Origin of the sequence: Furfurilactobacillus entadae, from assembly GCF_045862745.1 — a bacterium.
Lineage (GTDB): Bacteria > Bacillota > Bacilli > Lactobacillales > Lactobacillaceae > Furfurilactobacillus > Furfurilactobacillus entadae.
This window is the reverse complement of sequence record NZ_BQXN01000029.1, coordinates 1-320: the sequence shown is the minus strand read 5'-3', so window position 1 is coordinate 320 and position 320 is coordinate 1. Positions and strand designations below refer to the sequence as shown.

Below are 320 nucleotides of genomic sequence, written 5' to 3'. Positions count from 1 at the left end.
AAAATTGTCGCTGAATACTTAGCGGGCATTGGTAGTACGACATTGACCCACAGATACGATATTCCGAGTAGACAAACAATTATTGACTGGGTTAACAAATTTCAAACGTATGGTGTTGAAGGATTAGAAGGTACTCATAGGAAACAGATCTATTCTAGTGACTTTAAGCAACAAGTATTAAACTGGATGAAACAGCACCAGACTTCCTATAGAGTAACTGCGTTACATTTCAACATACCAAGTGCTGCAATAATCCTATCTTGGCAAACGCGGTTCGAACAATTTGGCATTGAAGGTCTGCGTGCGCGAAAACGAGGACG

1 protein-coding gene is annotated in these 320 nt (G+C 40.6%); it reads left to right on the top strand.

Annotated elements, in window-relative coordinates; all coding sequences use genetic code 11:
- A partial coding sequence (locus ACKTR5_RS10325) for a helix-turn-helix domain-containing protein (protein ID WP_407881314.1) occupies positions 1-320 on the top strand: 320 nt, incomplete at both ends.